The sequence below is a fragment of the Virgibacillus xinjiangensis genome (assembly GCF_042643145.1).
Taxonomy (GTDB): Bacteria; Bacillota; Bacilli; order Bacillales; family Amphibacillaceae; genus Virgibacillus_O; species Virgibacillus_O xinjiangensis.
Genome location: NZ_JBHRSA010000041.1, coordinates 90,412 through 112,599 on the forward strand (window position 1 = coordinate 90,412; position 22,188 = coordinate 112,599).

21 protein-coding genes and 1 tRNA gene are annotated in these 22,188 nt (G+C 44.9%); 9 read left to right on the plus strand and 13 right to left on the minus strand.

The window, feature by feature from the left end; translation table 11 throughout:
* Window positions 1-130: 130 nt before the first annotated feature.
* The 8 genes from ACFOGI_RS09840 to ACFOGI_RS09875 form a co-directional block, all read right to left on the minus strand.
* The gene (locus ACFOGI_RS09840; protein ID WP_390271883.1) at window positions 131-1,072 is read right to left on the minus strand and encodes an aldo/keto reductase; all 942 of its coding nucleotides are present in this window, start codon (window positions 1,070-1,072) and stop codon (window positions 131-133) included.
* A gap of 193 nt (window positions 1,073-1,265) precedes the next feature.
* Window positions 1,266-2,504, minus strand: a complete 1,239-nt coding sequence (locus ACFOGI_RS09845; protein WP_390271885.1) for an Nramp family divalent metal transporter — start codon at window positions 2,502-2,504, stop codon at window positions 1,266-1,268.
* Window positions 2,505-2,727: 223 nt separating this feature from the next.
* Window positions 2,728-3,027, minus strand: coding sequence for a Dabb family protein (locus tag ACFOGI_RS09850; protein WP_390271887.1), 300 nt, complete (start codon window positions 3,025-3,027; stop codon window positions 2,728-2,730).
* A gap of 11 nt (window positions 3,028-3,038) precedes the next feature.
* The gene (locus ACFOGI_RS09855) at window positions 3,039-4,286 is read right to left on the minus strand and encodes a flavin-dependent oxidoreductase (protein WP_390271889.1); all 1,248 of its coding nucleotides are present in this window, start codon (window positions 4,284-4,286) and stop codon (window positions 3,039-3,041) included.
* 175 nt (window positions 4,287-4,461) lie between these two features.
* Window positions 4,462-6,495 carry a glycoside hydrolase family 3 protein gene (locus ACFOGI_RS09860; protein ID WP_390271891.1) on the minus strand — a complete coding sequence of 678 codons (2,034 nt, stop codon included), beginning with the start codon at window positions 6,493-6,495 and terminating at the stop codon, window positions 4,462-4,464.
* A 328-nt stretch (window positions 6,496-6,823) separates the two neighbouring features.
* The gene (locus tag ACFOGI_RS09865; protein ID WP_390271893.1) at window positions 6,824-8,509 is read right to left on the minus strand and encodes a DUF2207 domain-containing protein; all 1,686 of its coding nucleotides are present in this window, start codon (window positions 8,507-8,509) and stop codon (window positions 6,824-6,826) included.
* Between the two features lie 114 nt (window positions 8,510-8,623).
* On the minus strand, window positions 8,624-8,797 hold the full coding sequence (locus tag ACFOGI_RS09870; protein WP_390271895.1) for a hypothetical protein: 174 nt from the start codon (window positions 8,795-8,797) through the stop codon (window positions 8,624-8,626).
* 304 nt (window positions 8,798-9,101) lie between these two features.
* Complete coding sequence (locus tag ACFOGI_RS09875; RefSeq protein ID WP_390271897.1) at window positions 9,102-9,743, minus strand: hypothetical protein; 642 nt, start codon at window positions 9,741-9,743, stop codon at window positions 9,102-9,104.
* A 152-nt stretch (window positions 9,744-9,895) separates the two neighbouring features.
* Between ACFOGI_RS09875 and ACFOGI_RS09880 the strand changes: the two genes are divergently transcribed.
* A complete protein-coding gene (locus tag ACFOGI_RS09880; RefSeq protein WP_390271899.1) occupies window positions 9,896-10,123 on the plus strand; it encodes a hypothetical protein in 228 nt (75 codons plus the stop codon).
* Between the two features lie 91 nt (window positions 10,124-10,214).
* Here ACFOGI_RS09880 and ACFOGI_RS09885 read toward each other — a convergent pair.
* A tRNA-Val gene (locus ACFOGI_RS09885) sits at window positions 10,215-10,287 on the minus strand.
* A 336-nt stretch (window positions 10,288-10,623) separates the two neighbouring features.
* On the opposite strand from ACFOGI_RS09885, the gene ACFOGI_RS09890 reads away from it, so the two are divergent.
* The 6 genes from ACFOGI_RS09890 to ACFOGI_RS09915 all read left to right on the plus strand — a co-directional run bounded on the left by ACFOGI_RS09890 (window position 10,624) and on the right by ACFOGI_RS09915 (window position 16,824).
* Window positions 10,624-12,306 carry an ABC transporter ATP-binding protein gene (locus ACFOGI_RS09890; protein ID WP_390272174.1) on the plus strand — a complete coding sequence of 561 codons (1,683 nt, stop codon included), beginning with the start codon at window positions 10,624-10,626 and terminating at the stop codon, window positions 12,304-12,306.
* Window positions 12,296-14,119, plus strand: coding sequence for an ABC transporter ATP-binding protein (locus ACFOGI_RS09895; protein ID WP_390271901.1), 1,824 nt, complete (start codon window positions 12,296-12,298; stop codon window positions 14,117-14,119). Before ACFOGI_RS09890 ends, ACFOGI_RS09895 begins: the two co-directional genes overlap by 11 nt.
* A gap of 42 nt (window positions 14,120-14,161) precedes the next feature.
* The gene (locus tag ACFOGI_RS09900; RefSeq protein ID WP_390271903.1) at window positions 14,162-14,887 is read left to right on the plus strand and encodes an alpha/beta hydrolase; all 726 of its coding nucleotides are present in this window, start codon (window positions 14,162-14,164) and stop codon (window positions 14,885-14,887) included.
* A gap of 91 nt (window positions 14,888-14,978) precedes the next feature.
* Complete coding sequence (locus ACFOGI_RS09905; RefSeq protein ID WP_390271905.1) at window positions 14,979-15,497, plus strand: YjcG family protein; 519 nt, start codon at window positions 14,979-14,981, stop codon at window positions 15,495-15,497.
* 8 nt (window positions 15,498-15,505) lie between these two features.
* Window positions 15,506-15,931: a GNAT family N-acetyltransferase gene (locus ACFOGI_RS09910; protein ID WP_390271907.1), complete on the plus strand. Its 426-nt coding sequence runs from the start codon at window positions 15,506-15,508 to the stop codon at window positions 15,929-15,931.
* A 182-nt stretch (window positions 15,932-16,113) separates the two neighbouring features.
* Window positions 16,114-16,824, plus strand: coding sequence for a DUF421 domain-containing protein (locus tag ACFOGI_RS09915; protein WP_390271909.1), 711 nt, complete (start codon window positions 16,114-16,116; stop codon window positions 16,822-16,824).
* 95 nt (window positions 16,825-16,919) lie between these two features.
* On the opposite strand, the gene ACFOGI_RS09920 is transcribed toward ACFOGI_RS09915, so the two are convergent.
* Complete coding sequence (locus ACFOGI_RS09920) at window positions 16,920-17,471, minus strand: hypothetical protein (protein ID WP_390271911.1); 552 nt, start codon at window positions 17,469-17,471, stop codon at window positions 16,920-16,922.
* Between the two features lie 316 nt (window positions 17,472-17,787).
* Between ACFOGI_RS09920 and ACFOGI_RS09925 the strand changes: the two genes are divergently transcribed.
* A complete protein-coding gene (locus ACFOGI_RS09925) occupies window positions 17,788-18,243 on the plus strand; it encodes a CotY/CotZ family spore coat protein (protein ID WP_390271913.1) in 456 nt (151 codons plus the stop codon).
* A 136-nt stretch (window positions 18,244-18,379) separates the two neighbouring features.
* On the opposite strand, the gene ACFOGI_RS09930 is transcribed toward ACFOGI_RS09925, so the two are convergent.
* Window positions 18,380-18,880 (minus strand): CotO family spore coat protein, encoded by a 501-nt coding sequence (locus ACFOGI_RS09930; protein WP_390271915.1) that lies wholly within the window; start codon window positions 18,878-18,880, stop codon window positions 18,380-18,382.
* 118 nt (window positions 18,881-18,998) lie between these two features.
* Window positions 18,999-20,381, minus strand: coding sequence for a magnesium transporter (gene mgtE, locus ACFOGI_RS09935; RefSeq protein WP_390271917.1), 1,383 nt, complete (start codon window positions 20,379-20,381; stop codon window positions 18,999-19,001).
* A 197-nt stretch (window positions 20,382-20,578) separates the two neighbouring features.
* Here mgtE and prpE point away from each other — a divergent pair, with 197 nt between their 5' ends.
* Window positions 20,579-21,319, plus strand: coding sequence for a bis(5'-nucleosyl)-tetraphosphatase PrpE (gene prpE, locus ACFOGI_RS09940; RefSeq protein ID WP_390271919.1), 741 nt, complete (start codon window positions 20,579-20,581; stop codon window positions 21,317-21,319).
* On the opposite strand, the gene ACFOGI_RS09945 is transcribed toward prpE, so the two are convergent.
* Window positions 21,309-22,187 carry an RluA family pseudouridine synthase gene (locus ACFOGI_RS09945; RefSeq protein WP_390271920.1) on the minus strand — a complete coding sequence of 293 codons (879 nt, stop codon included), beginning with the start codon at window positions 22,185-22,187 and terminating at the stop codon, window positions 21,309-21,311. The two genes, prpE and ACFOGI_RS09945, sit on opposite strands and share 11 nt — an antisense overlap.
* Between the last annotated feature and the right edge of the window lies 1 nt (window position 22,188).

Consider the following 22,188-nt stretch of genomic DNA (forward strand, 5'->3'; position numbering starts at 1 on the left):
TTCCTATTAGCACCTACTACTTATCTCCTCTTTCCAAATGCCAGCATTTATCCTTATATACAAAACACCGGCATCTTCATTGATACCGGGGTTTTGCAATGGTTCATCCAAATCTGTAAGGTTTCTTTATTTATTTGCTGGATTGGAAGATTCGCTCCACTTCCCTGGATTCCTCCTGGGTTAATTGCACGTCTAATGTTTTCAGATTGCTGAGCACTTGATCTGTTCGCTTGGCACCTGGAATAATTGTATCAATGGTATCCCGGGTCAGATACCAGGCCAGTACGAGATTGGTGATGTCGACTCCCTTTGCTTCTGCAATCGACCTCAAGTTCTCCACCTTTTCCACGTTTTGCTCGAACGCTTCTTCTTGAAAGTATGGAAGCGACTCACGGAAGCCACTGATTACCGTATCCTTGGTGTACTTACCTGTGAGAAGGCCGGATGCTAATGGGAAAAACGGCACATAAGAAATATTTCGTTCTGCTGCATAAGGGAAAATTTCCGCCTCGGCATTCCGGTTCAACAAATTGTATTCTCCTTGATAGACATCTACATAACCATCCTGGTCTGCCGCTTTCATTTGTTCAGGAGAAAAATTCGATATGCCAATGGCACGGATTTTCCCCTCGTCCTTCAATTCTTTTAATGCTCCGACCGCTTCCGCTTCTGGTGTTTTCTGGTCTGGATAATGAATATATAATAGATCGATATAATCGGTTCCAAGCCGCTTCAGACTCTTCTCCGCTTCATCCTTCAGAAATGCCGGATGGTTATCATGGACGATATCCTTGCCTTCTATTTTTGGCGATACTTTGGAGGCGATCACCAATTCTTGACGACTGCCTCTTTCCTTAACAACCTCGCCAATCAATTCTTCGGAACGCCCCATCCCATACATGTATGCAGTATCCAAAAAATTGATGCCATTCTCCAAAGCCGTACGGACAACTTCTCTTCCTGTCTCTTCCTCAACATCCGGGAAGATGTTATGGCCACCTACTGTATTTGTCCCCAGTCCCACCGGGTTTACATATAAGTCTGTGTTGCCAATTTGCACACGTTCCTTCATGATCAATCATTCCCCTTTCAAGTTTTAGATGAGAGAATAGGAATCCCATGCCTTTGATTCAGAATACCATTCCATTTAATTGTAAGACCATTGAGATTTGTATAGCAATGAAGATGTCTTACCATCACTTTATATTCCCTATAGAATGTTCATCTAATAGAAGGACTTTTAGTAAAGCAACCGAACCACGCTGCTATCCACCAATAAAAGCCGAGATTGCATCCACAAGACTGTAGATTCCGAGACCACTGGCAACCAGTACAATAATGCCTCCGATCATATTCAGTTTGAAGCTGTTTACATACTTGCCCATAGCGTTCTTGTTGTTCACTACAATCAACAGGAAGATTGCAATGATGGGCAGAATCAAACCATTCAAGGCTTGGGCGGCTAGAATCAGCTGCATGGGTTCAAAGCCGATAGCTGAGGTGATAATTCCTATACCGATAACGATCGAGAAGATCAGCTTGAACCTCCAATTTTCGAACCCTGTCCCCCACTTGGTGAGCCCACCGATCGTATATGCTGCTCCCAACGGCGAAGCCATAGCAGAGGACAAGCCTGCTGCCAACATTCCAATACTGATAAAACCGGAGGCCCACTTCCCGAGTACAGGCTCCAACGCCAGTGCCAATGCTTCTACTCCTGCTGCGTCTGTTCCCCTGATAATGGTGCCGGCGGTTATAATGACTGCAGCAGTTATCAGACCACCAACCCCGATGGTAATCAAAATATCTGTGCGGGCCTTTTTGATGTCAGCTGGATTCTTCCATCGTTCCTGGGCACTCGCTGCATGCATGAACAAGTTATAAGGAACGACGGTCGTACCAATCAATGCAACGATTACTACAATCGATCCATCTGGAACAGTTGGGATAAAAGCACCTGTCAATACCTTACCGACCGACGGTTGTACAATTACCATCGTTGTAATGAATGTAAGGCTCATTACGAGGACCAGTGCAATCAGGATTTTTTCGAACCGTTTGTAAGTCCCCGTCAAACCTAGGATAAGTATGATGACTCCGATAATAGGAGCAATGAAATTCTGGGGAATCCCTGTCATAAGAGAAACACCCAAGGCACCTCCGGTCAAGTCACCAGCCATATAGGCAGCACACCCCACACCGATAGACAATCCAATTAAGACGACAGCCCCATACTTGAAGACCGGCCGTTCAAATTGGCCGCGGATGGCTTCGCCCAGTCCGCTTCCAGTAATAATGCCCAGACGAGAGGCCATCTCCTGCAAGAACATAGTGGTGACAACTGAAAAGATAATAGCCCAAATCAATGAATATCCAAACGAGGCGCCTGCCTCTGTCGCTGTCGATATCGTGCCAGGGCCGATAAAGGAGGCAGCAATAATAGCTCCCGGCCCAATCTCTTTCCATTTCTCTTTCAATCTTTTCCTTAGAGACGAGTGTTCCATTTTTCCAACTCCTTATTTGTACGCTTGCTCTCTTGCTAAAGGGTTTTCCCGAATGGCCGTTCAGAAAAACTAAATGGAAAATTGGAACACACTACCGTCCCTGAAGGCTTTTGTAAAATACTCACCTTGGACGGTTCTCCTGGTGACTTTCTCGGAGAAAATATCATCTCTCACATTAACAGACGAAAAGCCGGAACTTCATAGCCCGGCTTATCGTCTGCATTTAATCGGCAATATCAAAATCCACTATGATGGAATCTTCCACACCAATTTCGTGTAAGTAGAAAACTATCTTTTGATGCTCTGGATGCGGTCCATAGTCTGCCAATGCCTCCCGATCGGTAAGCCGAACAGTCAGACCGACTTCATAGCCCTTGCTCCGTTCCGAAAAATTATGTCCCTGCTGAATGTCCACGATACCTGGAATGGCTCCCTTGAGGGCCAATGTTCTGCGTATCAACTCATCTTTCTGCTGTTTCGTCGTTTCATTGGAAAATTTGATTAAAACGATATGCTCTACCATTCTCTGCGCTCCTATATCTTGTTCAAAGTCTTCTGATCGAACCCGGCTATTTTCTTATATTTCCCGGTCACTTCCTCCAGCTCCTGCCGTGAAATGACATCATCCAATGCAGCGAATCCTTCCGGGGCTCGCTCTTCAACCAACTGCATGACTTGTTCTGGACCATTCTTCCTGTTGCTGCGAACGATTTCTGCAGTCGGCTCCAACCTCGCTTCTTCATATGCCTTCAATGCAGTTTCCACTGTCGGGTGCTTACTGAGAGCTTCTCCGAGCTCATCAGCATCCAAAATCGCCTGAGAGGCTCCATTCGAACCAATCGGATACATGGGATGGGCAGCATCACCAAGCAGCGTAATCCGGCCGAATGTCCATGCGGGTATAGGATTTATGTCCACCATCGGAAATTCGTAGACAACCTCTGTCTCTTCGATGAGGCGAGGTACATCCAACCACCCAAAGTCCCACTCTTTGAAAGCTGGTGCAAATTTTCCCTTATCAATCTTACGGTTCCAATCAGCACGGGACGGGGGCTCCCCTTCTATGGTCAATTCGGCAATCCAATTAACAAGGGACCGCCCCTCTCCCGCACTCGGATCTACCGGATAAGCGACAAATTTCTGATCCTGAAATCCCGCCATGATCATCGTCCGTTCTGTCAGGAAAGACGATGACTCGGTTAGTCCACGCCACAGAATCCTTCCACTGAAGACCGGATCACCTTCCTCTGGATAAAAAGTCTTTCGTACTGCAGAATGGATACCGTCAGCTGCAATCATCATATCTGCCTCATAGAAACCTAGGTATTCGCCGGTCTTTTTATTTTTAAAATGTGCAAGGACCCTGTCAGAAAAGCTTTCAAATGACTGCAAATGATGGCCGGTATGTATTGATTGTTCACCTAAGCGTTCCTGTACCGCTTCTAAGAGGAGCATCTGCAGTCTGCCGCGATGGATGGAATACTGCGGCCAATGATAACCTGCATCAAGTCCTCTCGGTTCCTGCCAAATCTGTTGGCCGAATTTATTGTAATAGCATAACTCGGCTGTCGGCAGTCCAGTTGCCTCCAATTTATCTGTCAGTCCGAGTTCCGTCAGAATACGTACAGCATGCGGCAGCAAGTTGATTCCCACTCCCAAAGCCCGAATGTTCTCCACGCTTTCAAACACTTGGACGTTCAGACCTTGGTCATGCAGTTTCAATGCAGTCACTAGACCACCAATACCACCGCCCACAATGATTGCTGTTCTTTGTTCTGTCATATGACATCCCCCTGTTCGACTCATACAATTATTCCTATCTTTCTGATAACTGTCTTTTTATTATGGCATATTCTGCTGATTTTTCAATCATGCCCATAATAAAAAGCGACATGGAATCCATGCCGCATAGATGGATGAAAGTAGCACAGTATAGCTGCCTACATCCATTCTATAATTAATAACTTAGACCGAATCCAAACCCGTACTCATTTCCATCCCTATCACGGTAGACATAGGAAGACCCTTTAGCATGGCCTGGAATATCACCAGGACTTTTATCCAGCTCTTCCTGACTGGCCGGCAATGTGAATGGAAGTTTACCGGTTGGGTTATGCTTGCCGCGCAATACATCAGCCAATACTTCATATTTAACTCCGAAAGTACTCAGCACTGCGGTTGCATCTGGTTCAATATCGCCGATCAACCAAGGATTGGTCATATTGATGGTAAGAATAGTAGGGACCTTTGCCTCTATCTCTCTGATCCTGTCGACATCCACACCAGTAGCATGCCCGAGAGCAACGGTCAGCGGCTCATCCGGACGGTCTGGTACAGTATTCGGAATGGCAAAAACAAATGCATGTGTCGCTTCCTCCAAATTATCCGTCAATACAAGGGAGGCGTCTCTGCTAGTGAACGCTTCCTTCACCTTGGTCGTCTCTTCTTCAGCACCGTCTTGTTTGAATACTTCCACATACAGTTTCATCTCTTTCACTTTCTCATCAGTCAACGGCAGCAACTGGTCGCTGTTTCGGTTGAGCACGATGGATTTGCGGTGTGCTTCGTCCGCCTTTTCCTGTGAGGATACATCCTTGGCGATTTTTTGTGCCTGCTCAGGATCCACATATGGATTTTCAAACAGACCGAGCTCCATTATTTCCGTCAGAAGATAAGTTACAGACTCGTCCAGTTTGTCCTCAGAAACATAGCCTTCTTTGACAGACTTAATCAGGATAGAAGGATCCGCTTCATCCGAGAACATATTCACTCCTGCTTCCAAGGCTTTGGCATACCTTTCTTCTGCCGACAGATCCTCTGCCCCCCATGGCATCATATTGATAATACCAGTATCCGAATTGATATACCCTTTGAATCCTAACTCTTCTCTCAGGATATCGCGGACAATTGCTTTGTTGTAGGCAAAGCCGATCTCTTCAAAGAGCTCACCATCCTTCAATTGTGGAGCACTGTGTTCATTACTAGGATAGGAATAGTACGGCATGATGGATGTTGTTCCGGCTTCGACCGCCGCTTTAAATGGCGGGATATGATACTTATACAAGCTGCCTGGCGTCGGATATGGATTGAAGCTTCCCCATGGATAATGAGGATCATGCCCCTTATGCCGTGCACCCCCACCAGGGAAGTGCTTGGTTGTCAAGGAGACACTGTCTTCACCAAGTTTTTCCCCTTGGAATCCTTCAATCACTGCCTTGACCATAGAGGCTGCAAGATCAGGATCTTCGCCGAATGTACCGTTATAGCGCATCCAGAGTGGGTCAGTGGCAATATCAGCCATATAACCATATACCTTTTGAATCCCTGCTGCCCTCCATTCGCGGGCGGCAATTTTACCGAACTCCTTCATCAGCTCGGAATCACCGGTTGCTGCAAGTCCCAGCTCTCCCGGCCATACAGAGAATTCACCAGTTGCTTCCATCAGCCCATGATACAAATGCCCGATATGGTTCCGCGGGTTGGATACCATGACGGCAGGAATTCCCAGGCGAGAATCTTCCGCAACTTCCTGAATCTTATTCGTCCAAGTTGCAAGGTCGGATGCCTTTGGATTATCACGGACAATAAAATAGCGAAGGTTCAAATCTTTGATGCCTTTCGTTGTGCCAGCGTTATAAAGCAATGGCCGTGGCAGTTCATAGTTATCATCACCCGGTTTGGAGAATGGATGGGTTTTCAGCACCACGTCCGTCTCATTCAACAATCCGCTTTCATCTGTTTCCTTGGTTTCGATATTTCCTGGAATCCTTTCCGAACCAGGCATATATTGTGAAGAAATGGTCATCAATCCGGCCTTCTCTTCCAATGTCATCCGAGAGACCAGGTCTTGTACCCTTTCTTCGATCGGCAGTTCCCAGTTTTCATATGGGTCAAGTACCCCATTTCCATTCAAATCCCTGAACTGCTTGCCGTCCACAGTTAAAATATCTTTGATGCGTGCATCAACTTTTGGTGTATGTTTGTTGCTCATTGAAACACTCCTCTAAGTCTCGTTTTATTCACAGTTATAGAATACTCTGTAGTCCCTGCTGAATGCTATGTATCATATGGAAGCAGGAAAGATATAATAGTTTGCCCGATAAACAAATTATTATATCTCCATCATAAGTGAAACCGTTTTAATAATCAATGGCTATTTCAACAATAATCCGGACAATCATTGCAAATTTATCACAAAACTATCTTATCCTTGTTTATTCCTTAATACTTACATACAAATCAAAACCTCCTTCCCTAAAGAGGGAAAGAGGTTTCCTTTTCATCACTTGTGTCTCACAACTATGGAAGAGACTCAGATTCTAAAATCCACCGGAACCTCCTCCTCCGCCGCCCACACCAGTTCCTCCGCCTGGCATGCCACCACTTGCTGTAGAACTGGCAGCGACCGTGGTACTTGCTTTCTCGAAGTGCTGATTGGCAGCAGTTGCAATGATGAGAAACATCACCATATCTGTGTTCACATGACCCATAGTTGAAACAGGTTGAATCAGATCTTTGTTCTTTTGCTCGAGTTGCTTGTTATTCATACCGACACTGTATATAAATGCCCGTTTTTGGTCATCATCAACTAACCCGCTCCATTCCTTTTCCTCCATATGAGGAAAACGCTGTTGAAATGCCTTCCACTGTTTCCTGATCCGTGCTCCCTTGATTGTTCGTGGCTGGTAAGCGATTGAGAATGTCATCAGACCAACGAAAAGAATGAAGGACGGCACCATCCATATATATAGATCATACACAGCAAATAAAATAAACAAGGCCAACATAGGGAGACTGGTCAATCCTACCATTACTCTCAGCTTGCCTTTCTTCTTATACAGATGACTATTCCTAACTTCCTCCCAAACGTTATTCTTCCATGCCTGCATATCTTTTTGATAATTATCATGATTCGCTTTGTCTTGCGTATACTTCTGTAGATCCTCCATGCCAAGGACACCTTTATTTCCAATACGATCGAACATCCACTCCATCAGCTGCTCTTCGTGGGCATACTCAGTCTCACGCTGCTTTACACTATAAGTGTCGTCACCTTCTTGGGTGACATACCCTTTCCGAACCAAATCCAGCAGAGATGCTGTCATCATCTCGGGCTGAAGTACACCCGATTTCATGTAAAGAATGGTTGCTGGCATGCTTATCTCCTGACTCGGTATGAAATGATCATCAACAAAGCGCCGTTCCGCTTCCCATTCCGTCGATTGTTTCCCTCGTACGGCATATACTAGTAAAGCAAACAAGTAGATGGATGAAAAGATGATCAAATATGGGGCCGCACTGCTTAACATGTTCCTTCTTTCATCCTCCGTGGCCCGCTGTTCTTCCAAAGCCATTTGCTCTGCCACTATATCATCACGCATCGCCTGATCGGAGGTCACTTCCGCCGATGGAAACAATTCCGCCTCAAAGGCTGCACGAATGTCACCGTTTTGACCACTTTTTACGGTAGCCATTTGAAAATGTACGGTTCCATTACGTTGTATCCGAGCTGATTCTGCCGCAGCATCATAACCAAAAGCGATCACATCTTCAGTAGAAGCTGGCGGGTGGATGAAAACATCCAGCTGCTCATAATCGGATTCATTGCTTTGGTCAAAGAATGGCCAATAGAATTCGGCAACATCGGAATAAACTTCTACTGCACCCTTAATCGTATAAGACAAATCAATGGTAATCGTTTCATCAGAACCTTCGCGATAGACCCTATACAGGTTTTCCTCCTGTTCTACTTCCAATGAGTCACCATTTTCAGCAGCTGATACGTCGAAAATTCCTGTTCCTTCTTTTGGAATCAAACTCCTGGTAATACCATTGAACTCCCCTTCAAACTCATACGTATGCTTCTCCTTTACGTATACATCCCCGTTCTCTTGAAGAAAAGCCTCGATTTTTGTTTCAGCAATCGTAAAATCCACCGCCATAGCCTGAATAGGAAACAGCATGACGGCTGCAAACATGATGATAGTCACCAATACATTTCTCATATCCCGTACCCCTTTCCTGGTATTTCATACGGGTTAAGAGTGAAAAAGGTTTCGTTAAGAATGCCAAAAAAAACAGGTGCACTAAAAAAGAGCCCCTTAGGGACTCTTCGTCGCTTACCGTTCTCTTTCCTGTCTTGCTCGTTTGTTCCTCTTATTATCTAAGTTCAAGAACTCGCTTTCCTCTGCAAACTCTGTATTATTTCTTTCTCGCTTCGGGGTTGTATCATACTTGATGACATTTCTCTGTTTACCTGTATCCTTGTTGCGATTCTTGTTCTGTTCCGACATGAATTGACCTCCTGAACAAAAAAATAATGTCTTTTCATCATAAGCTAGTATGCCCAAAAGCCTCGCGGTTATTTCCGCTTGAGTCTGTTGGAATGCCATACATTTTTCAAGGACGATTGCTTAAACTAACCAGTAAGAGGAGGGATTCCTATGCCGAACAAAGGTAAAAAGGAAAAGCATAAAAACAAAAACAAAGAAGAGCTGAATGATATGAAAGATGATAAAAAGTATCGGCAGAACAGGCCACCCCGGTGATTAAAGAAGCCGCCCGGATTACCGGGCGGCTTCTTGTCCTATTTACTAGCTATTCCAGATAATCTGTGGCTTCGATAGCATCCATATGACTGGCTACCATGGCAATCAGCGTACTGGCTTCTTCTTTCCCGAACGACATCACGGTTTCATCTTTTATCATGTCATCTTCTGTAAACATACGATGCAGCCTTCTGATGACACCTTCACCGGTATCTTGAGCAATTCCGAATTGATACGTGACTTCCACTTCATTCTCTTGGTAGTAAGCAGTAACTTCGGGTGTTTCCCAAGCTACATCAAGTTCCTCGTAAAACACTTCATCTTCCTCTGTATAAACAGTGTCTACGTTCTCATCCACCAGTTCCACTTCGGCTATATCATCATCCATGAAATCATGGAAACTTTCATGTACTGCATCGATAATGTCCTCAATATCCTCCAAGATCACTTTGCTTACTTGACCATACTCAGGATCGATGGAATGAATGTAAAACTCTTCATTATAGGGGTCAAAGAACAAGGTACAGAAGTAATCCCTGATTTCTTCTCCGTTTTCGGTAAAAAAGTCGATCCTCGGGTGTTTTGCTCCTCTTTCGATCAGCATACTGCCAGTTTCATCATATTTTTCACAAATGGAATTCAAGCTGTCCTGCAGCTCGCCTGTCACTCGGTCAAACCAATCTAAGTTCATCCTTTTCCCACCTTTCCATGGCATCTGTCTTAGTATGGCCAGCCACAAGAAAATCATTGATGGTGAATTGTTGGAAATAGCCTGTTTCACGTATGAAGATGGAAATCAAGAACAAATTATTTAACAGTATCAGTATAGAGGAGGGAAATGGGATGGAAAACTTATCACGTGGACAAGCTGTCAGGAAATTGAATGACTTATTAGGTGAGAATATCGAAGAAAACTTTACGGCTCAGGAAAAGCATGCTGGAGAACATGGACATTCAAGTTTCTTGGTCACCAACCAAAAGGGAGCCACAGCAGAAGTAGGAATAGACTGGGATAAGGAAGCAGATGAATTAATCTATTCTGTTAAAGATGGCGAAGAAACCAAACACTGAACCTCAAGAAACTGCCATCGGCCTGGACTGCGTAGGTGTGTACTATTATAAGCAAAAAAAGCTGAACCCTCAGGTTCAGCTTTCTTCTGGATGATTCCGATTGGGCTCGAACCAACGACCTCTACCCTGTCAAGGTAGCGCTCTCCCAGCTGAGCTACGGAATCGTGTATATGATGTTTTCGACAAGATTTATAATAATATGCATTTGTCATTTTGTCAATAACAATTAGCATTTTTTTGTTGAATCTCTATGGATACCTTTACTGATCTCATGAGAAGAGTTTTATCTTCCACTATTCCTCCTCTATGTACTTGCCAATGGTATTCCTTCTATCATTACCTGCGTTTAATCTCCGCTTATAAAATAATTCGATTATCGAAGCAATCGATGGTAATATATTTACTTCTGGATTATAATAATTAAATAATTCTTTCTATTAATATGGGGGTTGCTTGTGAAGACTTTTTCCTTTTTGAAACCATACCGTCTCCCCATCGTGATGGCATATTTGTTCATGCTGATTGAATTGGGCGTTGAACTTGCGCTGCCTTTATTCCTTGGACTGATGATCAATGATGGGGTAGTGAATCAGGACGTAAGCAATATAGTCATGTGGGGCAGCTTGATGATCGGCTTGGCCTTTGTTGCTTTTGTGGCGGGAATTTTCAATTCCTTCTATTCTTCTCATGTGAGCTTTGCATTCGGTTACGATATCCGGCAAAAGCTGTTTGAGAAAATCCAGGTGTTTTCCTTCAAAAATCTGGACCAGTATCCTACCTCCGCTTTGGTAACTCGATTCACTAATGATGTCAGACAGATTCAAAATACGATTTTTATGGGACTGCGGATCATGATGAAGGCTCCACTTGTGGTGGCCGGAGGGGTGACGATGGCCTTCTTCGTCAATGCAAGGTTGGCAATGGTATTTGTTGTAACCGTGCCATTGCTGATTCTGTTCCTATTACTTGTGCTAAGGTTGGCGGGCGGAATGTTCTCCAATGTCCAGAAGAATGTTGACCGAGTGAACCGGGTCATGCAGGAAAACCTTGCAGGAATGCGGCTGATCAAAGCATTTATGCGCCGCGACCATGAGGAGGACCGTTTCATCCAAGCAAACAGCAACCTGGCAGTCTCCACCCGACGTACGTTTCGTTTCGTCGAATCATCCATGCCTGTCCTGTTGTTTGTCATGAACATGAGCCTGATTTTCATCATATGGTTCGGAAATATGCAGGCACTTGCCGGAACTACCTCCGTCGGCGAAGTGGTGACCATCATCAATTATGCGCTAAGAGTATCGATGTCGATTTCCATGTTTTCCTTCATTATCATGGCCTTGTCACGGACGAAAGCCTCAGCAGACAGGATGAATGAGGTAATGACATTGGACATCGACCTGCTGGATTCTGAAGATGCTGATCCTTGTCAGGCGGTGACCCAGGGGAAAGTCGAAATCAGGGATGTGTCCTTCCAATACCCAGGTGCTGAAGAACCAGTATTGAAAAATATTTCATTCACTGCTGAGCCGGGAGAAAAAATAGCCATCATCGGGGCCACCGGATCGGGAAAGACTTCCATGTTCCAACTGCTGCCCAGGTTGTATGACACCACAGGTGGTGATGTACTGATTGATGACAAGTCCGTTACTTCTTACAAATTGGAACAATTGCGAGAAGGGATTGGTTATGTACCACAGACTCCCCTCCTCTTTACCGGGACAATCACAGATAACATTGCTTGGGGAAAGAAACATGCTGTCATGGAAGAAGTGATCCAAGCGGCTGCTGATGCCCAAATCCATGAAACGATTGTCGGGCTGTCTAATGGTTATGACACGAAAGTCGGCCAAAAAGGGGTGAATCTTTCGGGTGGACAAAAGCAGCGGATATCTATTGCTCGTGCGTTAATCCGCCATCCAAAAGTATTGATGCTCGATGACAGCACGAGTGCATTGGATCTATCAACAGAATCCAGGCTTCTCCAAGCCGTGAAAAAATATGAATGTACCTCCTTAATCATTACGCAAAAGGTTTCTACTGCAAGAGACGCTGACCGTATTCTGCTGATGGACAACGGAAAGATCCTGGCTGCTGGCACACATCATGAATTGCTGAGGTGTTCGGAATTATACCGGAAGATTGTGGAATCCCAGTTTGGAAAGGAGTATGCATATGCTGATTGAACAACTGAAGAAACCCTTCCAATACAAACGGATTCCTATTGATGCAATGAATGTGGAGAAGAAAAGCAGAGCCAAAAACATATCCGGCACTCTCCGTCGTATATGGGAGTATCTGGCAAAGGAAAAGAGCCGGCTTTTTCTTGTCATTATTGCAGTAGCTGTCAGCTCAGCCCTTGCTCTTTTGGGACCGTACTTGGTAGGAATGGCGATTGATGAATACATCGTTACCCAGGAAGCTTCCGGACTTGGCATATTGCTGATCGGACTGATTATTGTATACTTATTCCATTCATTGGCCATTTTCCTACAGAATTTCTGGATGGTTGGAATTGCCCAGAACACAGTTTATACATTAAGAGCAGACTTGTTTCATCAGTTTCATCGGCTCCCCATTTCCTATTTCGACAAACGCCAGCATGGAGAATTGATGAGCAGGCTCACCAATGACATCGATAATGTCAACAACACACTCAACCAGTCCGTCATCCAAATTTTCTCCAGTGTGTTGACCCTGTTCGGTACAGTGGCAGTTATGCTCTATCTCAGCCCTGTTCTGGCATTGGTCGCCATGTCCATCATTCCGCTCATGTATGCTGCGATGCGCTGGATCACCAGGCGGACAGGCAAACTATACAAGCTGCAGCAGAGCTATCTTGGCGAGGTAAACGGCTATGTGGAGGAAATCGTGTCGGGCCAGCATGTGGTCAAGACCTATTCTCAGGAAGACCGGGTGATCGGTGAATTTGAACAACGCAACCAAGAATTGAAACAGACTGGTTTCTGGGCGCAGAACATTGCCGGTTTCATCCCGAAAGTAATGAACATGCTGAACTTTCTCAGTTTCGGCCTTATAGCTCTTGTCGGTGGTATTCTTGCCATCAACACCGATATGGTGACTGTCGGGATCATTGTGATATTCACGGAATATGCCCGCCAATTCACACGGCCGCTCAATGAACTGTCCAACCAGTTCAACCAGTTATTGTCAGCCATTGCTGGTGCGGAGCGTGTTTTCCAGGTTCTTGATGAGACACAAGAAGAGACCGATGAGTCACAAGTGCAAGATATCAAAAAAACAGACGGACATTTTGTCTTCGATCAGGTATCATTTGCATATGAAAACACCCCCATCTTAAAAAATATCAGTTTCGAGGCAAAACCTGATGAAACCGTTGCATTTGTGGGCCATACCGGTGCCGGAAAAACAACAATCATCAACTTAGTCTCTCGTTTCTATAATTATGATACAGGGAAAATATCCTTGGACGGGATTGATATTAAAGATATCAGTCGCTCTAGTCTGCGCCGGCATATGGCGTTCGTGCTCCAGGATGCTTTCCTCTTCCATGCAACCATCCGGGAAAATATCCGATATGGTAAATTAGACGCGACCGATACAGAAGTAGAACAGGCAGCGAAAGACGCCAATGCGCACGATTTCATTTCCCGGCTGCCGAATGGCTATGATACTGTTCTGGACCAAACCGGCAGCGGGATCAGTCAGGGACAGAAACAGCTGCTTACAATCGCCCGTGCGTTATTGGCCGAACCCACCATTCTGGTTCTCGACGAGGCCACGAGCAATATCGATACCATCACCGAGTTAAAAATACAGGAAGCATTGAAACGGCTGATGAAAGGTCGTACCAGCTTTGTTGTGGCACACCGGCTCAATACTATTCAAGAAGCAGATACCATCATCATGTTGGAACATGGGGAGATCATCGAAAAGGGGAGCCATGAGGAACTCACCCGTAAAAAAGGCAAATATTACGAATTATATAAGGGCCAATTATTAGAAAAAGCGCATTAAGCAATCTATAATTAGAATGAAACTAGTTACTGGGGTGTATTTATGGGAAGAAAAGGTTCGTTTCAGGAATGGACAATTCAAAGCAACTACCTGGGTGAGCAAATGACGATAAAAATGTACAAACCGGAGACATTTTCCGACTTGTATAAATACAACATCTGCATCATGCAGGATGGGGATGATTATTTCCAAATGGGCCGGGTCGCAACTTTAAGTGACCGACTCCACGCGAGCGGCGATATTACCAATACCGTTTTTACCGGTATCCATTACAAAGATAAACATGACCGCCGACAGAAATATCATCCAGCCGGTGAGCAGAATGCGGACTACATCAAATTCCTAAGGAATGAAGTCGTTCCTCTGCTGGACGAAGAGCTTCCCACGTACCATATGGGGAAATCCCGTGCGCTGATGGGCGATTCACTTGCAGGTACATTAGCATTGATGACAGCTCTGAAATACCCGAACGCATTTGGGAAAGTGATCATGCAGTCGCCTTATGTAGATGATGAGGTGATGGAGTCAGTAGAAAATGCCAACAATATTCATTCCATCGATATCTACCACACCATCGGGACGGACGAAACAGAAGTGGAAATGACCAATGGGGAAACCGCTGATTTCTTGACACCAAACCGCAATCTGCATCATCACCTTGAGGGAACAGGTGCCGACTATATATACCATGAGCTGGAGCAGGGCAAACATACATGGGGCGCTTGGCAGAAGGATATGAAGCGGCTGCTCACAACGATGTTTAATTAAATTACTTATTTTGCAAAATCTTTGTTATACTGGATACGGATATTACTTTGCACGATGGGAATCATCACACATACACTGGGAGGTTTTAGGAATGAAATACGGAATCATCATCTTTCCGACCAAGAAAGTTCAGGATGAAGCAAACGCTCTCCGCAAACGTTATGACCCACATTATGCGCTGATTCCTCCTCATATTACAGTGAAAGAAGCTTTCGAGGCAGATGATCAGACCATTGAGGAACTGATTACAGAAATGAAGCACATTGCCAATTCAATGGAGCCATTCAACATTCAGGTCAACAAGGTTAGCACATTTGCTCCAGTAACAAATACGATCTATTTTAAGGTGGAGCCTATACAACAGCTCACAGATCTTTATGAAAAGCTGCATACAGGCAAATTCCCAGATAATCAACAGTACAGCTTCGTCCCACATATCACTATAGCTCAAAAGCTCGGGCATGATGAATACTCTGATGTTTTCGGTAGCCTGAGAATGCGTGATATCAAATTGGAAGATGAAGTGGACCGGTTCCAACTTGTTTATCAATTGGACAACGGCTCCTGGACCGTTTATGAAACTTTTGTATTTGGAAAGGAAAAGGTATAATAATTGGTATGAATATCAAGACAGTTGAGACAGAACAAGAGAAACAGCAAGCATTCCAAGTAAGAACCAAGGTATTTGTAGAAGAACAGAAAGTCCCTACGGAAGAAGAAATCGATCAATATGATGAAACAGCAACCCACCTAATCGGATATGACCAACAAGGAGAACCAATTGCAGCAAGCAGGCTCAGGTTTATTGATGAATTCGGAAAGCTGGAACGGATTTGTGTGCGGAAGGAAGAGCGTGGCAAATCCTATGGAGCCGACATGATCGCTGCAATGGAAAAAATCATTGTCGATCATGGATATCGAAAAGCCAAATTGAATGCCCAGATCCAGGCCAAAGGGTTCTACCAGCGACTGGGCTACCAAACCATCTCAGGGGAATTCATGGACGCCGGTATCCCCCACGTAACGATGGTAAAGGATTTATAATATAAACTGTCCTTTCTTTTAATAAGCAGCCTCAAAAAACGCCCTCTGGGCGTTTTTTTATATCTATATAGAGGACTCTCATTTTGTATAGCACTCCAATCTACCTCCTAGCTGATTTTCATGCATGACAAGGCTGTGTTCGGTTAAGCTAACAGAGACTGTTTATAAAGGGGCTGATCCGGATGCAGGCTTATATGCAGATGTTTTATGAAACTTTATTTGGCTTTGCTGCTCTCTTTGTGCTGACAAAGGTGCTTGGGAAGACACAGATCTCACAGTTGACACCATTCGATTTTATATCTGCTCTGATTTTGGGTGAGCTTGTTGGCAACGCCCTGTTTGACAAAAATGCGGGTATTCCTCAGATAGGTTTCGTTATTGCTTTATGGGGTGGTTTGTTATATATCACGGAAATCATTACAAATCGATTCAAGCGCACTCGTCTATTCCTCGAGGGAAGTCCAGATATCATTATCTACCGGGGTAAGCTGATACGGGATGTAATGAAGAAAAATAACCTCGATATCAACCAACTGCAGAGTCTGCTGCGGGCAAAGGATGTTTTTTCCCTCAGAGATGTCGAATTTGCTTTTATGGAAACCAATGGTACGGTATCAGTGCTCAGAAAATCCGACATGCAGACACCAACACGCCAGGATATGAAACTTTCTCCCCAGGAAGTCAATCTTGCTGCCACTCTGATCACAGATGGAGAGATCATCTATGATAACCTCGAGGAGAAAAACCTGACAGAAGAATGGTTGATGCAACAATTGCAAGATCAGGGGTACGATAAAGTAGAAGATGTATCCTATGCTGAATACGAAAAAGGAAAGGAACTTTTCATCCTCCCATTTGTCAACAGGAATCATGAAAAGTTCCATGGCAATTAACGCACCCTTCTGCCCTTATGGCTTTTCCACCGCGTGGAGAAGCCATTTCTATATTGAAAGGAGGATTTCATGTTTTGCAGAATGAAAAACATTAATTAATCAGTACACCCACCAGAATGGGTCTCTTTCGTCCTGGTCTCCTCTTCTGCCTCTCCGGTCGTCATGATCTTCTTCCCGGTCTCCTCTTCTGCCTCTCCGGTCGTCATGATCTTCGTCACGATCTCCTCTTCTGCCTCTTCGGTCGTCATGATCTTCTTCCCGGTCTCCTCTTCTGCCTCTCCGATCGTCATGATCTTTGTCCCGGTCTCCTCTTCTGCCTCTCCGGTCGTCATGATCTTCGTCACGATTTCCTCTCCTGCCTCTCCGGTCGTCATGGTCTTCGTCACGATTTCCTCTCCTGCCTCTCCGGTCGTCATGATCTTTGTCCCGGTCTCCTCTTCTGCCTCTCCGGTCGTCATGATCTTCGTCACGATCTCCTCTTCTGCCTCTCCGGTCGTCATGATCTTCATCCCGATCTCCTCTTCTGCCTCTCCGATCGTCATGATCTTTGTCCCGGTCTCCTCTGCGGCCACGAAGATTTTTGTCTTCTTCCCTAACTCTTCTGCGCCTTCGTCGTCTTCCACACCCTCTTTCTTCACGCTCTTCACCTTGGTCTCTATCTCCTCTTACATTTTCTCCTTTACTATCGAAATCATGTTCCCGATTACTGCGGACAACAACATTTTCAGCTTCAATCACTAAGTCCTTGACTCTGATTCGTCTTCTGCCCATTTCTTTCACTCCCTTCTTTTCTACTGATTACCAGTCTATGTAGAAGATTTGTGAAGGGTATGTTCATCAGCCCACAAAAAAATAGTCATTTAACTTATATAATGCTGATGTCCGCCCACACAATACCCAGCTCCGCACATATCTTATTAAAGACAACTAAGTCAATTTCACTTTTGAAAGGAGTAATAATTCATGGGTTGTGGAAAACATTTTGACACAGGTAATTGTGTCTGCGATATCTTAAAGGAAATTGAAGACGCTCAAAATGATATTGTGGAGAACTGCTGTGATACCAGCTGTGAACAGTCCATCAGTGATCTCTTGGGGGAAACAGACAACGGAAACGGATTGGATACAGTCCCGGTGCTCTTATATTGCAAAGACGGCTGTAAACCATTCAAAGGGTTCGGTGCACACCCTCGGAATATTGAAAAAGTCAGAGGCAGCTTCTACTTTAGGGTTAAGCATGTAGATGATGATTGCTGTGCAACATTAGAATTGCTGAGAGAGTTCGGAGATGACGACAATCCAAAAAATCCAGTAGAACAGCAAACCGGCCGGCTTCGGGCCACTGGTATCTGCATGACTGTCGATCTGAACTGCTTCTGCCATGTTACCTGCCTGCCAGCAATTAATGCCTTCGATTAATAAATTTGGCAATAGTTCAGTCCAGTATAGGTTGAAAGGTGAACCCATCTGTTAGAAAAAATAATGCACCACAGCCCAATAGCTGTGGTGTATTTTTTAGTTTTAAAAAAGAAGAACAACTGACCGCCAGCTGTTCTCAAAATCCAATCATCCGTATGTCTGTAATTTCCCGTATCGTCAACTCCCTGCTACGGTTGCCAGTGCGCATGTATACTGTACCATCCCTTACTTCTGTGATCGTACCACGAAACCTTCTGTCCTCCATTTTGACCTCACACTTTTTCTTCGGAGTAAATTTTGGCGTTTCCGCCAGATAAGCGGCTTTCTCCTGAATATCCATTTCCTTGAAGGGCTTGTTATCCGAATAAACCTCTTTCTGCTCTTTAAATGAGGAAACTTCTTTGTCTTTTCCTTTTTCTTTATCTTGACCTATTTCTTCCAGAACTCTCTGCTCTTCCTCCAGAAAGTCGCCTCTCTTCTTGGCTATACTGGTATTTCCTCTTTCTTCTTCTGAAGCAATAACTGGTTGTGCTTTTTGTTGGGTGGAATAATCATATTGCATCTTCGCTTCCGGCTTCCCAATCGAAGGCTGATGAATATACAAAAGTGGCTCTTTCGCAAATTTCTTCTTCCCCATCATGGATCTCTCCTTTGTCAAAAAGTGCGTCTACTTAGTATATGACCCCATAGATGGGATGTGTGCAGATGCGACTGTCCAAAAAGGAGCACCTCCGAAATGGAGATGCTCCTGTATTCTATATGAGAAAATTCATGAAGCTTGTAGCCATGCCGAAATAGATCAAAATGGAGATCAAATCATTCACCGTTGTAATGAACGGCCCAGAAGCAACAGCCGGGTCGATATGCAGACGGTCCATCAACAAAGGAATCAGGGAACCTGCCAACGTGGCGACGATCAACGACCCAAAGATCGAAAAACCGACGAGCAGCCCGAGATACAAGTTTCCCTGCCAGATATAGACGACAATCGTAATGACCAGTCCACAGACTGTTCCTGTGATAACGCCAGTTCCTGCTTCTCGGAGAATAAGTTTTGTCTTCCCTTGCTTGCCGTAATCACCATTAGCTATTCCACGGACAGCCACAGCGAGTGCCTGTGTACCGGTATTACCCGCCATTCCTGCAATCAATGGGATAAAGATCGCCAAGACGGCAACCTGTTCCAAAGTCTCCTCAAATCGGCCGATCAAGCTGGCGGTGAGCAGCCCCAGGAACAGCAGGATGACGAGCCACGGCAGCCGTTTCCTAGCAGAAACAAAAGCATTATCATCTCTTCTGTCTGTCTCAGAAACACCAGCCAGCATGGAATAATCTTCGCTTGCTTCCTCCTCCATGACATCAAGAATATCATCGACGGTAATGATCCCGAGCAGATGATCCTGAAAGTCGAGGACAGGAACTGCAAAGAAATCATAATCTCGAAACATTTGTGCAACTTCTTCCTGGTCTCTTGCTACAGAGACTGCCACAATTTTTTCGCTCATGACATCTTCAACAAGGTCTTCATCATCCGCAATAATCAGATCGCGGATGGAAATGACCCCAACCAGGCGCTTATCCTCATCAAGTACGTAAATATAATAGATGGTTTCTGCATCTGCAGCATCTTCTTTCAACTGCTTCATCGCTTCTCTGACTGTCTGTGTTTTCACGATAGCCACATATTCTGTGGTCATGATACTACCAGCAGTTTTCTCCTCATAATGGAGAAGTTTCTTTATTTCATCTGCGGCTTCCTTATCCATGATAGTCAGAAAACTAGCTACCTGATCTTTTTCCAGTTCATTCAAAATGTCGACTGCATCATCGGCCGGCATCTCAGCGAGCACCATGGACGCGTACCGCGGGTCCATTTCCGTGAAATAATCGACACTTTCCTCCAACTCCATACTTTCCATGATTTCCGCTGTCTCTTCCGGGGAAAGATAGGTGTAGATCCGCATTCGCAGTTCTTTCGGCTGTTCTGTAAAGAAGGTTGCCTGATCGTAGGAGTGAAGTTCCAAAAACTCTTCCCGGAACTCTTCCATCTCCTGCTTGTCCAATGCTTCCTTCAGCTGGTTCCATTGTTCTTCATATAGTATTTCATATTCCTGTTCATATCTGTTGGTTGATTCCATATGCAAACACCCTCTCTGACACAAAGCTCCCGGGAACAGCCCAGCTGGTCCTGTTCCTTATTGTACACATACTGTGAAATTTAAGTGTAAAAATAATTTCATTTCGATTAATAATAGCAATAAAGCACCCTTTGTATGATTCTTTTCCCCAAAAGGAATCCATTTACCCTAAAAAATTACAAGAAGGTGGGAATGAAATGAAGTACGATGTAATTGGAGATATCCATGGTTGTTATGAAGAGTTGGTAGAGCTGTTCGAAACACTCGGATACCATAGCCATGACGACATTTATACCCATCCTGACGGAAGGATGCCTGTTTTCATCGGTGATATTACGGACAGAGGCCCATATTCCATGAGATGTATCGACTTAGTGACAAGCATGGTCAGTGAAAGAAGAGCGAAATATGTCCCTGGTAACCATTGTGATAAACTCTACCGTTATTTCAAGGGCAATAATGTTCAGATCAAACATGGATTGGAAACCACGGTGGAGGAATATCGGGTACTCTCTTCCAGTCGGCAAAATGCCGTAAAAAAAAGGTTCATGTCCTTATATGAACATTCCCCTCTGTACCTTGAGATTGAAGAAGTACAAGCGGTCGTCGCCCATGCCGGGATCAAAGAATCATTGATCGGCCGGCACGATAAGCGTGTGAAATCCTTTGTACTATATGGGGATACGACCGGTGAGTTCTATGATGACGGTAGACCGGTACGGCGTGATTGGTCCCAGAATTACCAGGGGAGCCGTTGGATTGTCTATGGACATACACCTGTTCAGCAACCAAGAGAGGTGAACAAGACAATCAACATAGACACTGGATGTGTATTTGGAAATGCGCTCACCGCTTTCCGTCTGCCAGAGGAAGAAACGGTCTCTGTCCCATCCCGCCAGCCGTTTGTCGAAGAAAAGTTCAGCTATTTCAGCGACTGATAAGTTGCTTCATATCACCAGGAGGGCTGGAAGTAAAGATCATTTGTTTCTTCGTTGCTGGATGTTCCACTTCCAATTGAACGCAATGGAGTGCTTGGCGTCCGATTAAAGATGAAGACCCTCCGTACAGATCATCTCCTGCCAGCGGATGACCAATATGGGCAAAATGTACCCGGATCTGGTGGGTCCTGCCTGTTTCCAGATTCACCTCTACCAACGTACGTTGATCAGGAGAAGCCAGTGTCCTGTAATGGGTCACCGCCTTCTTCCCTTCCGAAGTCACCGTTCGTTCAATGATGGATCCTTCTTTCCTGCCAATCGGAGCATCTATGGTTCCCTGCTCCTTTTCAAGAAATCCTTCCACCACCGCATGGTACATGCGGTGTAAGTTCCCCGCTTTTTGTGAGGCAGACAACAGGGAATGGCTCAACCGATGTTTGGCAACCAGCATGAGGCCGGATGTATCTCTGTCCAGACGTGTCACCACATGAATGGTATAAGGAATCTGGTTTCTCTGATAATAGCCTAACAGTCCATTCGCAATCGAACAGACGGGATGGTTGTATGATGGCATTACCGGGACACCGGCCGGTTTATCTATAATAACAATATCATCGTCCTCAAACAGGATGGGGATATGCATCTCGACAGGATGAAGGTTCTGTCCAATCGTTTCTGCAGGCAGAACAATCTCCAATTCATCACCCGCTGACAGTGAAAAACGGACAGTCTTCTCTCGTCCGTTTACCTTGATCGTTCCCCCATCAAATTTTGCTGCTTTCAGAATGGCTCGGGAAAATCCGTGCACCTGCTGAAGGTAATCACGGATCGTCATCCCCTTTAGCCCTTCCTCTATTATCCATTTCATA

Coding starts and splice junctions, on each gene's coding strand:
- ACFOGI_RS09840 (WP_390271883.1), bottom strand. CDS start 1,072: ATGAAGGAACGTGTGCAAATTGGCAACACAGACTTATATGTAAACCCG.
- ACFOGI_RS09845 (WP_390271885.1), bottom strand. CDS start 2,504: ATGGAACACTCGTCTCTAAGGAAAAGATTGAAAGAGAAATGGAAAGAG.
- ACFOGI_RS09850 (WP_390271887.1), bottom strand. CDS start 3,027: ATGGTAGAGCATATCGTTTTAATCAAATTTTCCAATGAAACGACGAAA.
- ACFOGI_RS09855 (WP_390271889.1), bottom strand. CDS start 4,286: ATGACAGAACAAAGAACAGCAATCATTGTGGGCGGTGGTATTGGTGGT.
- ACFOGI_RS09860 (WP_390271891.1), bottom strand. CDS start 6,495: ATGAGCAACAAACATACACCAAAAGTTGATGCACGCATCAAAGATATT.
- ACFOGI_RS09865 (WP_390271893.1), bottom strand. CDS start 8,509: ATGAGAAATGTATTGGTGACTATCATCATGTTTGCAGCCGTCATGCTG.
- ACFOGI_RS09870 (WP_390271895.1), bottom strand. CDS start 8,797: ATGTCGGAACAGAACAAGAATCGCAACAAGGATACAGGTAAACAGAGA.
- ACFOGI_RS09875 (WP_390271897.1), bottom strand. CDS start 9,743: ATGAACTTAGATTGGTTTGACCGAGTGACAGGCGAGCTGCAGGACAGC.
- ACFOGI_RS09880 (WP_390271899.1), top strand. CDS start 9,896: ATGGAAAACTTATCACGTGGACAAGCTGTCAGGAAATTGAATGACTTA.
- ACFOGI_RS09890 (WP_390272174.1), top strand. CDS start 10,624: ATGGCATATTTGTTCATGCTGATTGAATTGGGCGTTGAACTTGCGCTG.
- ACFOGI_RS09895 (WP_390271901.1), top strand. CDS start 12,296: ATGCTGATTGAACAACTGAAGAAACCCTTCCAATACAAACGGATTCCT.
- ACFOGI_RS09900 (WP_390271903.1), top strand. CDS start 14,162: ATGGGAAGAAAAGGTTCGTTTCAGGAATGGACAATTCAAAGCAACTAC.
- ACFOGI_RS09905 (WP_390271905.1), top strand. CDS start 14,979: ATGAAATACGGAATCATCATCTTTCCGACCAAGAAAGTTCAGGATGAA.
- ACFOGI_RS09910 (WP_390271907.1), top strand. CDS start 15,506: ATGAATATCAAGACAGTTGAGACAGAACAAGAGAAACAGCAAGCATTC.
- ACFOGI_RS09915 (WP_390271909.1), top strand. CDS start 16,114: ATGCAGGCTTATATGCAGATGTTTTATGAAACTTTATTTGGCTTTGCT.
- ACFOGI_RS09925 (WP_390271913.1), top strand. CDS start 17,788: ATGGGTTGTGGAAAACATTTTGACACAGGTAATTGTGTCTGCGATATC.
- ACFOGI_RS09930 (WP_390271915.1), bottom strand. CDS start 18,880: ATGGGGAAGAAGAAATTTGCGAAAGAGCCACTTTTGTATATTCATCAG.
- mgtE (WP_390271917.1), bottom strand. CDS start 20,381: ATGGAATCAACCAACAGATATGAACAGGAATATGAAATACTATATGAA.
- prpE (WP_390271919.1), top strand. CDS start 20,579: ATGAAGTACGATGTAATTGGAGATATCCATGGTTGTTATGAAGAGTTG.
- ACFOGI_RS09945 (WP_390271920.1), bottom strand. CDS start 22,187: ATGAAATGGATAATAGAGGAAGGGCTAAAGGGGATGACGATCCGTGAT.